Below are 12,270 nucleotides of genomic sequence, written 5' to 3'. Positions count from 1 at the left end.
AAACCTGTTTTGGGGCCACTACTGGGGGGCCGCACCCGGGGGCTGCCCGGTGGTAACCGGGGGTGGTGTGGGGCTTTTCGGGTTCTAACCCGAATCGCCACTCACGACCAACCCGGCCCACTACGCATCCGCTTCCTTGATCGCCGTCGCTCATCGAAAGGATCGCTACTGCTATGTCCTTGAAACGACGACTAGGCGTGCTCGTCACGTCGATGGTCACCGCTCTGACAGGCGTCGCGTTGCCGGTGCAGACCGCATCGGCGCACGAAGCGGCCACGGTGCTCGTGTTCTCCAAGACCGCGGGCTTCCGGCACGATTCGATCCCCGACGGGATCAAGGCGATCAAGGAACTGGGTGCACAGCACCACTTCGGGGTGGAGGCGACCGAGGACGCGGCGGCCTTCACCGACGCGAACCTCAAGCGGTTCAACGCGGTGGTCTGGCTTTCCACCACCGGTGACGTGCTGAACGCGGACCAGCAGGCCGCGTTCGAGCGGTACGTGAAGGGAGGCGGCGGGTACGTGGGTGTGCACGCCGCCTCCGACACCGAATACGACTGGCCCTGGTACGGCGAACTGGTCGGCGCGTACTTCAAGTCCCATCCGCAGATCCAGCAGGCGAACGTCAAGGTCGAAGACCATGACCACGTGTCCACTGTGGATCTTCCGGCGACCTGGCCGCGCACCGACGAGTGGTACAACTACCGCGAGAACCCGCGCAGCAACGTCCACGTGCTCGCGAGCCTGGACGAGAAGAGCTACCAGCCCGGTGACGGCGCCATGGGCGATCACCCGATCGCCTGGTGCCACGAGAACTCCGGCGGCCGCTCCTGGTACACCGGCGGCGGGCACACCAAGGAGTCCTACGCCGAACCGGCCTTCCTCAAGCATCTGGCGGGTGGCATCAAGTACGCCACCAAACTGAGCGCGGCGGGCTGCGCCAAAACCCAGGAGGACCCGGTCGACGCGGACTTCGACCAGATCACCCTGGCCAAGGGCGAGGAGAAGACCGGCGAGCCGATCGCGCTCTCGGTGCTGCCCAACCGCGACGTCCTGCACACTTCGCGCGACGGCCGCGTCTGGTACACCAGCTCGTCGGCGACGACCTCGCTGGCCGGGCAGATCCCCGTCTACAACCACGACGAAGACGGCCTCCAGGGGGTCGCCATCGACCCGGACTTCGCCAGGAACCGCTGGGTCTACCTGTACTACGCGCCCAAGTTGAACACCCCGGACGGGGACGCGCCGGAGAACGGCACCCCGGCCGACTTCGCCCCGTTCAAGGGCTACAACCAGCTCTCGCGGTTCAAGCTGGGCACCGACAACAAGCTGGACCTCGCCGGCGAGCAGAAGATCCTGCAGGTTCCCGCCGAACGCGGAATCTGCTGCCACGCCGGTGGCGAGATCGACTTCGACGCACAGGGCAATCTCTATCTGTCCACAGGGGACGATTCCAACCCGTTCTCCTCCGACGGCTTCACCCCGATCGACGAGCGCGCCGACCGCAACCCGGTCTACGACGCCCAGCGCACCTCCGCCAACACGAACGACCTGCGCGGCAAGGTGCTGCGGATCAAGGTCGGCGCGAACGGCACGTACACGATTCCCAGGGGCAACCTGTTCCCGAAGATCAAGGCCAAGACCCGGCCGGAGATCTACGCGATGGGCTTCCGGAACCCGTTCCGGTTCGCCGTCGACCGCAAGACCGGCTGGATCCACCTCGCCGACTACGGTCCCGACGCCGGCGCGGCCGACCCGAAACGCGGTCCGGGCGGCACGGTCGAGTTCAACCTGATCAAGAAGCCGGGTAACTTCGGCTGGCCGTACTGCATCGGCGACAACCAGCCGTTCATCGATTACGACTTCGCCACCAAGCAGTCCGGTGCCGCCTTCGACTGCGCCAAGCCGAAGAACACGAGCCCGCGCAACACCGGGCTGACCGACCTGCCCCCGGTCGAGAAGGCGTGGATCCCCTACGACGGTGGTTCGGTGCCCGAGTTCGGCACCGGCCCGGAGTCCCCGATGGGCGGCCCGGTCTACCAGTACGACGCGAAGAACCCGTCCCTGACCAAGTTCCCGGAGTACTTCAACGGCAAGACCTTCGCCTACGAATGGGAACGCGGCTGGATCAAGGAGATCACCGTCGGCCCGAACGGCGAACGCGGTGCCATCAAGCCGTTCTTCGACTCGATGGAGCTGGTCCGCCCGATGAACATCGAGTTCGGTCCGGACGGCGCGCTCTACGTCCTCGACTACGGCACCGGCTACTTCGGCGGCTCAAAGGAATCCGCGGTCTACCGCATCGACTACACCAAGGGCAGGCGGACGCCGGAGGTCAAGGTCGCCGCGGACAAGACGTCCGGACAGGCGCCGCTGACCGTCAAGTTCGACCCGGCGGGGACCAACGATCCCGATGGCGGCACGCTGACCTACGCCTGGGACTTCGACGGCAACGGCACCACCGATTCCACCGAGGCCTCACCGGTTTCCCATACCTACCCCGCGAACGGCCAGTACACGGCGAAGCTTTCGGTCACCGACTCCACCGGGCTGACCGGGGCGGCGAGTGTGGTGGTCACAGTGGGCAACACCGCGCCGGTGGTCACGCTGAAGACGCCGGTCAACGGCAGTGTGTTCAGTTTCGGGGACATGGTCCCGTTCAAGGTCGAGGTGACCGACGCCGAGGACAACCCGATCGACTGCTCGAAGGTGACCGTCGAATACATCCTCGGCCACGAGGGCCATGGACATCCGCTGAGCCGCGCGACCGGTTGCGAGGGCACCATCGCCACACCCGCCGACGAAGGTCATGGCGCGGACGCCAACGTGTTCGGTGTCATCAACGCCGGCTACACCGACAACGGCGCCAACGGCGTGCCGGCGCTCGCTGGCGAGGCGGAGTCCATCCTGCAGCCGAAGCTGAAGCAGGCCGAATTCTACAGCCAGTCCAGCGGGATCGAGGTCGTCGTGCACGCCGGGGCCAGTGGCGGCAAACGCGTGGGCCACATCGAATCCGGTGACTGGATCAAATTCGACCCGGTGAATCTCGTCGGCGTGAGCGGCATCGGCTACCGGGTCTCGTCCGGCGGCGCGGGCGGCACGATCGAGGTCCGCTCGGGCGCGGTGGACGGGCCGCTGGTCCAGACGGTCACCGTCGCCAACACCGGCGGCTGGGACACCTATGCCGACCTCCCGGCCTCCGCGATCACCGACCCCGGTGGGACCGGCCCGTTGTTCCTCGTGTTCAAGGGCGGTTCCGGCGGCTTGTTCGACGTAGACGCGATCACCTTCGAGGAGTCCTGATGAGTCGTCCGATCACGCTGTTCACCGGCCAGTGGGCGGATCTGCCGTTCACCGAGGTGTGCAGGCTGGCCAGCGAATGGGGCTACGACGGCCTCGAGATCGCCTGTTCCGGCGACCACTTCGAGGTCGACCGCGCACTGTCCGAAGAGGACTATGTGCCCGGGCGCCTGAAGCTGCTGGCCGACCACGGCCTCAAGGTGTGGGCCATTTCCAACCACCTCGTCGGCCAGGCCGTCTGCGACGACCCGATCGACGAACGGCACCAGGCCATCCTCCCCTCCCGGGTGTGGGGCGACGGTGAACCGGAAGGCGTCCGGCAGCGGGCGGCGAAGGAGATGGCCGACACCGCCCGCGCGGCGGCGAAACTCGGGGTGGACACGGTGATCGGCTTCACCGGTTCCAAGACCTGGAAGTACGTCGCGATGTTCCCGCCGGTCTCACAGGCGGTCATCGACGACGGCTACCGGGATTTCGCGGACCGGTGGAACCCGATCCTCGACGTCTTCGACGAGGTGGGCGTGCGGTTCGCCCACGAGGTTCACCCGTCGGAGATCGCCTATGACTACTGGACCACGAAACGTGCGCTCGAAGCTGTCGGCGACCGTCCGGCATTCGGGCTGAATTGGGATCCTTCGCATTTCATCTGGCAGGACCTCGACCCGGTCGGTTTCATCCTCGATTTCGCCGACCGGATCTACCACGTGGACTGCAAGGACACCAGGAAGCGGTTCGACGGGCGCAACGGCAGGCTCGGCTCGCATCTCCCCTGGGGAGACCCCCGACGCGGCTGGGACTTCGTTTCGACCGGGCACGGCGACGTGCCGTGGGAGGACTGTTTCCGGGCACTGAATTCGATCGGCTATTCCGGTCCGATCTCGGTGGAGTGGGAAGACGCCGGGATGGACCGGCTCCGGGGCGCGGCGGAGGCCGTGACCTTTCTGCGGGGGCTCCTGTTCGACAAGCCGTCGGCGGCCTTCGACGCGGCTTTCAGCAACCAGAAGTGAGGGCGGTTTCATGTGCGGTGAAGAAGCTGAGCAGTTCCACTCTCGACGGGCGCTCCTCCGCGGCGCGGCGACGGCGGCGGTCGCGGTGGGGGCGGCGGTAGCCCTGCCGGGCCTCGCCAACGCCACCACCTCCACCTCGGACGAGGCGGAGCCCCAGGGACACGGCCATCACGGTCGGGGCCGGGTCCCGGTGGACAAGATCAGCATCCAGCTCTACTCCCTGCGCACCGCGTTGCAGGCCGATCTGCCCGGGACCCTGTCCGCGCTCGCGGACATCGGTTACCGGAAGGTCGAACTCGCCGGGACCTACGGCCGCACGGCCGAGGAGTTCCGCGGTCTGCTCGACAAGTTCCACCTCAAGGCGACGTCGACCCACGTCGGCATCGACGGCGATCTCGACAAGACCATCGCCGACGCGAAGGTCCTCGGGAACACCCGGGCGAACGTGCCGTGGGCCAACTTCGACACCATCGAAGGCTGGAAGCAGTTCGCCGGACGGCTCGACACGGCGGCGCGCAAGTTCCGCCAGGCCGGGATCCCCCTCGGTTACCACAACCACGCGCACGAATTCGCCCCCATCGGCGGCGTGCGTCCCTACGACGTGCTCACCAGGAACACCAACCCGCGTTACGTGCACCTGGAGATCGACCTGTTCTGGGCGGTGGAAGGCGGGGTCGACCCGGTTTCGCTGTACCGGCAGCACTTCCCGCGCGTGGTGCAGTACCACGTCAAGGACCGGACGGCGGACGGGAAGATGGTCGATCCCGGCAAGGGCGTCATCGATTTCCCGCGCATCTTCTCCCGCACCCGTCCCCATCTCGCCGAGTACATCGTCGAGCACGACAACCCCACGGATCCCCTGAGCACCGCCCAGACCGGATTCACCTATCTCCGTAACGTCCGCTTCTAGCTGGGGAATCCACAATGGACAAGAACAACCGCGGGCTGTCCCGCAGATCGATGCTCGCGGGCACCGCGGCCGGGGTGCTCGCCCCGGTCGTGGTGTCGGCGAGCGCCGGTTCGGCGCCGGCCGCCGCGGCCGGGATGACCCGCAACATCACCATCTACGCCGACTACGTTCCCGGTTCGACCCGGGTCGGCTACGGGCTCGAGCCCGGCAAGCCGACGATCCCCGGACCGCTCCTGGAGTGCTACGAGGGCGACACCCTGGTGATCGAACTGGTCAACAACACCGACCAGCGGCTCTCCATCCACCCGCACGGCGTCAACTACGACACCAAATCCGACGGCTCCCCGTTCAACGACTCCTTCAACAAGCCCTACGAGACCAAGACCTACACCTGGAAGACCCGGACGGCCTACCAGGCGGCCAATGGTTTCTGGATGCCCGGCAGCGCGGGCTACTGGCACTATCACGACCACGCGTTCGGCGGCGACCACGGCACGGTGGGCCTGATGAAGGGCCTCTACGGCGGCCTGATCGTGCGCAAACGCGGGGATCTGCTGCCCAGCAAGCAGTTCACCGTGGTGTTCACCGAAATGTGGATCAACCACCAGGTCGCCCCGAACACGCCGATCTTCGAGGCGAACCTCGGCGAACGCGTCGAGTTCATCTGCATCGGGCACGGCAACCTGATGCACACCTTCCATCTGCACGCGCACCGCTGGGCGGACACCCGCACCGGCATGCTCACCAGCGCGACCGACAACGCCCCGATCGTCGACAACAAGACCCTCGACCCCGGTAACTCCTTCGGGTTCCAGGTGATCGCCGGTGACGGCGTCGGGCCGGGCGCGTGGATGTACCACTGCCACGTCCAGCAGCACTCGGACGACGGCATGTCCGGGGTGTTCCTGGTCCGCAACGCCGACGGCGGGATGCCCGCGGGCGCCCAGGAGGCGATCGACCGCTTCAAGGGACACCAGCACACCACCACGTCCACTCCGGACGCCACCGGCGCTTCCGCACACCACCACTAGACTTGAAAGGAGCGAGAACTTGAGACGAATCTTTTCGCAACGTCGGCTCCGCAGACGGTCACTGGCCGCACTGGCGGTCGGCGCCGTCGTCACCTCCGGGCTTCCGCTGGCCATCGCACCGGTCGCCGCCGAAGCCGCGACGAACGTCCCGGTGAACGTCCTGGTCTTCCACGGCACCGCCGCGGATCAGAAGGACCCCGTCCTGCGTGCGACGGACGCGATCGCGAGCCTTGGGCAGGCGAACGGCATCTCCGTGTCGTCCTCCTCGGACCCCGCGGTGTTCACCGAGGCGAACCTCGCGAAGTACCGCGGCGTCGTCTTCCTTTCCGCGCAGGGCATCACGCTCAACCGCGACCAGGAAACCTCGCTGCAGAACTACATGAAGGCGGGCGGCGGTTTCCTCGGGCTTTCCGACGCCGCGCGGGCCCAGGACGGGTCGCAGTGGTTCTCCGGGCTGATCGGGGCGCGCCCGGTGGGTGCGCGCCCGACGCCGGAAGCGGTCGCCTCGGTCACCGCGAGCGCGGAGAACCCGCCCAACGAGACCAAGGAAAAGCTGGCCGACAACAACGAGAACACCAAGTGGCTGGCCTTCGCGTCGACTGGCTGGGTCGCCTACAAGCTGGCCGCCCCGGTCGCCGTGAGCAGCTACGCGCTCGTCTCGGCGAACGACTTCGCCGGGCGTGACCCCAAGAACTGGACCCTGCAGGGCTCCAACGACGGGACCACGTGGACCGATCTGGACACCCGCACCAACGAGACGTTCCCCGACCGGTTCGTGAGCCGGACCTTCACCTTCACCAACACCACGGCCTACTCGAACTACCGGCTGAACATCACCGCCAACGCCGGTGACTCGATTATCCAGCTGGCCGACTTCAAGCTGTTCAAGGACAACTCGACCACCCCGCCCCCGCCTGAGCCCGACCCGGCAGAGGCCACGGTCGACGTCCTCGACAAGGCGAACCCGGCCACCGCCGGCCTGCCGCAGAAGTGGGTCCGCACCGACCGGTGGCTCAACTGGGAGGTCAACCCGGTCGGCACCGTCCACACCGTCGCGCAGGTCGAGGAATCGACCTACAAGCCGGGTGTCGGCGCGAACGGCGCGTTCCACCCGATCTCGTGGTGCCGTGACTACGACGGCGGCCGCTCCTTCTACACCGGGATGGGCCGGACCGAGGCGAGCTACGGCGAAGCCCAGTTCCGCAGCCACATCCTCGGCGCGCTGAAGTGGACCACCGGTATGGTGCGCGGGGACTGCAAGGCGGGCATCGCGGCCAACTACAAGGTCGAACGCCTGACCGGCATCAACCAGACCGGCCAGCTGGACCAGATCGGTGAGCCGCACGGGCTCACCATCGCGCCGAACGGCCGGGTCTTCTACATCGGCCGCGCGGCCTGCGCGGGCAACGTGGTGCCCGCGCCGAACGATTGGACCAACCCCGAGATCGGCGCCGGTTGCGGCACGATCCACCAGTGGGACCCGGTCACCAAGAAGCCGAAGCTGCTCACCACGCTCAAGGTGATGGGCAACCGCGGCAGCGGCGACGAACTGGTCAAGAACGAGGAAGGCCTTCTCGGTCTCGTGCTGGACCCGAAGTTCAGCGAGAACGGCTTCATGTACGCCTACTGGATGCCGCACGCGTCGATCGACATCGACAAGCGGATCGGCAAGCGCACGGTCTCGCGGTTCACCTACGACCTGAAGAACCAGACGCTGGACCAGGCCACGCGCAAGGACCTGCTGTCGTGGGACGTCCAGATCCACAGCTGCTGCCACGCCGGCGGCGGGATGGACTTCGACAAGGACGGGAACCTCTACATCGGTTCCGGTGACAGCAACTCGTCGCAGGGTTCCAACGGGTACTCCGGCAACAACTGGACCCAGGACTACAAGGGCGTCTCGTTCCAGGACGCGCGCCGCACCGCCGGTAACACGAACGACCTCAACGGGAAGATCCTGCGGATCCACCCGGAGCCGGACGGTACCTACACCAACCCGGCCGGGAACCTGTTCCCCGAGGCGAACGACCCCGGGAACAAGACCAGGCCCGAGATCTACGTGATGGGCGTGCGGAACATCTCGCGTCTGCAGGTCGACAAGAAGACCAACTGGCTGACCGCGGCCTGGGTCGGCCCGGACGCGACCTCGCCGAGCCCGGAACTCGGCCCGGCCAAGTACGAGACCGCCACGGTGATCACCGAGGCGGGCAACCACGGCTGGCCGTACTGCATGGGCAACAAGCAGCCCTACCGTGACCGCAGCAGCACCGACGCCGCGGTGCTCACCGGCTGGTACGACTGCGACAACCCGGTCAACACCTCGCCGCGCAACACCGGCCTGGTGAACCTGCCGCCGATCAAGAAGAACATGATCTGGTACTCACCGGACGGCGGCGGACCGGTGTTCCCCAACCGGCCCAACAGCTCCGTCCCGACGTACAACGCGGCCGAGGCCACCTACACGCAGCCCTACCTCAAGGGCGGCGGCCAGGCGGTCATGACCGGGCCGACGTACCACCGCGAACTGGTCAACACCAACAGCGGTGTGGCGTGGCCGTCGTACTGGAACGACAAGTGGTTCATCGGTGACCAGAGCAACGGGCAGAACCGGATCGCGGTCACCCTCGACCCGAACGGCGTCGCGAAGCAGGATCCGCCGGTGTTCGCCGAGACGGTGCGGCAGATCATCCCGACCGGTGGTGGCGACACCAAGCTGAACCAGTGGATGGACGCCAAATTCGGGCCGGACGGCGCGCTGTACGTGCTCGACTACGGCGGCGGCTTCTTCACCCTGACCAACAACCAGAAGCTGCTGAAGATCAGCTACGTCGGCGGCGAGGCGACCCCGTCGGCCGCGGCGGCGTCGACCATGGTGCAGAACAAACCGCTCACCGCGGCCTTCACCGGGTCGAAGTCCGGCGGCGTCTCCTACAAATGGGAGTTCGGCGACGGCACCATCTCCACCCAGCCCGACCCGCGGCACACCTACCCGCGCACCGGGCTCTACACCGCCAAGCTGACCGTGACCTACGCGGACGGCGAGACGGTGACCACGCGGAACTCGGTGAGCGTCGGCTGTCTCGTGGCGGATTCCGGCGCCACGGTGACCATCGGCGACACCGACACCGGGGTGACCAACCGGAACGCCGGTGGCGGCTGCACGGTCGACGACATGATCGACGACGAGAGCACGTGGACCTCCCACGCCGGTTTCGTCAACCACGTCACCCAGGCCGTGAACCGGCTGGGCGACCTCGGGGTGCTGAACGGCGCCGAGTCGGACAAGATCAACGCCGCGGCCGCCGCGTCGCCCATCGGCAACCCGGGCGTCACCGGCTACGACGCGATCTACGACGGCACGGCCGCTTCGTTCCGCAACTGGTCGCAGGCGCCGTCCGGGCAGTTCGCCATCCAGCCGGACGGGTCGCTGCGACCGTCGGGCGGGCTGGGGATGCTGTGGTACTCGGCGCGGCAGTTCGGCAACTTCTCGGTGAAGCTGCAGTTCAAGGACATCGCGCCGACCGGCAGCGCCAACAGCGGCGTGTTCGTCCGGTTCCCGGATCCGCGCACGCCGCTGGAGCAGCGTCCGCCGGGCAGTTGCGGCACGGTCGGTTCGGCGAGGACGTCGCAGGCCTGGGTCGCGATCTACTGTGGGCACGAGGTCCAGCTGTACGACGGGGCCACCGGTGAGCCGCAGAAGACCGGGTCGATCTACAACTTCGACCCGCGGACGCTGGACCAGGCGGGTGTGAAGCCGAAGGGGACCTGGAACGAGTACGAGGTCAAGGTCGTCGGGCAGAAGTACACGATCATCCGCAACGGCGTCGTGATCAACGAGTTCGAGAACGCGCCGGGGATTCAATCGTCGCGGGCGGGCGATCCGTCGACCGACTTCCGGCAGTTCGTCAGCGGGTTCATCGGTCTGCAGAACCACGGTGACAACGACCTGATGGAGTTCCGCAACATCCGGGTGCGGCAGCTGTAGCGAAAGCCGGCCGGGCGTGACCTCCCTCGCGCCCGGCCGGTCTCCCTGTACGGAAGGTTTCCCTGCGATGTCCCCAAGAACCCTCGTCGTGGCCCTGGTGGCCGCGACGCTCGCACTGGCGGGCCTGGTGTTACCGGGCTCGTCCGCACCCGCCGTCGCCGCACCCGTCCAGACCCTGGAATGGACGGCGGGCGACAGCACCGACCACTACCTCAGCGCGCCGTCCACCGCGGTGGCGGGCGAGACCACGATCCTGTTCAAGAACACCGAAGCCCTCGGCTCGACGATGTCGCACACGCTGACGTTCGACACGTCGACGCCGGGCTACAACCACGACGTCAACCTCAACATCCTCGCCAACCCCTACGACGAGCAGAACGGCGAGCACCAGGCCACGGTGACGCTGACGCCGGGCAAGTACCGGTACTACTGCACGATCCAGGGGCACAGCAAGATGGTCGGTGAGTTCGTCGTCACCGACGGCGGCGGCTCCGACACCATCCCGCCGACGGTCACCGCGAACGTCACCGGCACCAAGGACACCGCCGGGAACTACGTCGGGTCGGCGACGGTGAACCTGGCCGCCACCGACAGTCAGTCCGGTGTGGACAAGGTCGAGTACCAGCTGGACGGCGGCGCCTGGACCGCGTACACCGCGCCCGTGGTGGTCTCCGCCGTGGGCTCGCACATGGTCCACTACCGCGCTTCGGACAAGGCGGGCAACGTCTCCCCGGAAGGGATGGCGTCGTTCAGCGTCGTCACCGGCCAGCCCGGTGATACGACTCCGCCGACGGTGACCGCCGAGGTGACGGGGACCAAGGACGCTTCGGGGAACTACCTCGACACCGCCACCGTGAAGCTCACCGCCACCGACGCCGGTTCCGGCGTCGACAAGGTCGAGTACAAAGTGGACGAAGGCGCGTGGACCGCGTACACGGCACCGGTGGCGGTGTCCGCGCCGGGGATGCACATGGTCTCCTACCGTGCCTCGGACAAGGCGGGCAACGTTTCGCCGGAGGGCATGGCGCACTTCACCGTGGTCAGCAGTGACACCACCGCGCCGACGGTGACGGCCGAGGTGACGGGCACCAAGGACACCGCGGGCAACTACGTCGGCAAGGCGACCGTGACCCTCGCGGCCACCGACGCCGGTTCGGGTGTCGGCAAGGTCGAGTACAAATTGGACGGTGCCGCCTGGATGACGTACTCGGCGCCGCTCGCGTTGACCGTCGTCGGCGCGCACACCGTGAACTACCGCGCCACCGACAAGGCGGGCAACGTCTCGGCGGAAGGCACGGCGACGTTCACCATCGTCGAAGGCGACGACAGCACCGCACCGGTGGTTTCCGTGGTGGTGAGCGGTGATCTGGACGGAAGCTGGTCCTACATCGAGGACGCGACCATCAACCTGACCGCGACCGACACCGGATCCGGCGTCGACAAGATCGAGTACAAACTCGACGGTGGGGCCTGGACGGTGTACACCGCGCCGGTCAAGGTGACCGCGCTCGGCACGCACACGCTGACCTACCGCGCGTCGGACAAGGCGGGCAACGTCTCGGCGGAACAGGGCGGCGCGTTCACCATCGTCGCCGCGCCGCCGGGTCCGGACGCCTGCCCGGACTCCGACCTGCGGGACACCGTGATCCTCGGCTCGGCGGACAGCCAGGTCGAGAACCGCGACACCGGCAACGGCTGCACGATCAACGACGTGATCGACGACGAGTCGGACTACTCGTCGAACGACCAGTTCGTGGCCTACGTCAGCGCGGTGACGAAGGAACTGCTCGACCGCGAGGTCGTCTCCTCCGACGAGCGGAACCTGATCGTGACGGCGGCGATCGAGTCCGGCATCGGCGGCTCGGCCGTCGAGCCCGAGCCGCAGAAGAGGCCGGAGACGAAGAACCCCGGCATGAAGAAGGTCGTCAAGACGCCGATCCGGGACGTCTAGACCGGTCGTGAGTGGCTGAAGGGCGCTTTCCCCGCATCAGATGCGGGGAAAGCGCCCTTCACCGCATCTGATGCGAGGAAAGGCCCC

At 67.2% G+C, this 12,270-nt stretch carries 6 protein-coding genes; all 6 read left to right on the top strand.

Annotated features, from left to right (window positions below; translation table 11 throughout):
* The first annotated feature begins 212 nt into the window (after positions 1–212).
* The 6 genes from ACZ5ZX_RS17045 to ACZ5ZX_RS17020 all read left to right on the top strand — a co-directional run bounded on the left by ACZ5ZX_RS17045 (position 213) and on the right by ACZ5ZX_RS17020 (position 12,183).
* Positions 213–3,302 carry a ThuA domain-containing protein gene (locus tag ACZ5ZX_RS17045; RefSeq protein ID WP_465503106.1) on the top strand — a complete coding sequence of 1,030 codons (3,090 nt, stop codon included), beginning with the start codon at positions 213–215 and terminating at the stop codon, positions 3,300–3,302.
* Entirely contained in the window at positions 3,302–4,306 is a 1,005-nt protein-coding gene (locus ACZ5ZX_RS17040; protein ID WP_465502944.1) for a sugar phosphate isomerase/epimerase family protein, read from the top strand. Before ACZ5ZX_RS17045 ends, ACZ5ZX_RS17040 begins: the two co-directional genes overlap by 1 nt.
* Positions 4,307–4,316: 10 nt before the next feature.
* Positions 4,317–5,216 (top strand): sugar phosphate isomerase/epimerase family protein, encoded by a 900-nt coding sequence (locus ACZ5ZX_RS17035; RefSeq protein ID WP_465502943.1) that lies wholly within the window; start codon positions 4,317–4,319, stop codon positions 5,214–5,216.
* A 14-nt stretch (positions 5,217–5,230) separates the two neighbouring features.
* The gene (locus ACZ5ZX_RS17030; RefSeq protein WP_465502942.1) at positions 5,231–6,247 is read left to right on the top strand and encodes a multicopper oxidase domain-containing protein; all 1,017 of its coding nucleotides are present in this window, start codon (positions 5,231–5,233) and stop codon (positions 6,245–6,247) included.
* Positions 6,248–6,266: 19 nt separating this feature from the next.
* On the top strand, positions 6,267–10,232 hold the full coding sequence (locus tag ACZ5ZX_RS17025; RefSeq protein ID WP_465502941.1) for a ThuA domain-containing protein: 3,966 nt from the start codon (positions 6,267–6,269) through the stop codon (positions 10,230–10,232).
* 67 nt (positions 10,233–10,299) lie between these two features.
* The gene (locus ACZ5ZX_RS17020) at positions 10,300–12,183 is read left to right on the top strand and encodes an OmpL47-type beta-barrel domain-containing protein (RefSeq protein ID WP_465502940.1); all 1,884 of its coding nucleotides are present in this window, start codon (positions 10,300–10,302) and stop codon (positions 12,181–12,183) included.
* Positions 12,184–12,270 lie beyond the last annotated feature (87 nt).

This window comes from Amycolatopsis sp. NPDC033938, assembly GCF_055575975.1.
This window is presented reverse-complemented; position numbering and strand designations above follow the sequence as displayed.

Excerpts from the sequence above, each read along its gene's own strand:
- ACZ5ZX_RS17045 (WP_465503106.1), top strand. The coding sequence starts at position 213 with ATGGTCACCGCTCTGACAGGCGTCGCGTTGCCGGTGCAGACCGCATCG.
- ACZ5ZX_RS17040 (WP_465502944.1), top strand. The coding sequence starts at position 3,302 with ATGAGTCGTCCGATCACGCTGTTCACCGGCCAGTGGGCGGATCTGCCG.
- ACZ5ZX_RS17035 (WP_465502943.1), top strand. The coding sequence starts at position 4,317 with ATGTGCGGTGAAGAAGCTGAGCAGTTCCACTCTCGACGGGCGCTCCTC.
- ACZ5ZX_RS17030 (WP_465502942.1), top strand. The coding sequence starts at position 5,231 with ATGGACAAGAACAACCGCGGGCTGTCCCGCAGATCGATGCTCGCGGGC.
- ACZ5ZX_RS17020 (WP_465502940.1), top strand. The coding sequence starts at position 10,300 with ATGTCCCCAAGAACCCTCGTCGTGGCCCTGGTGGCCGCGACGCTCGCA.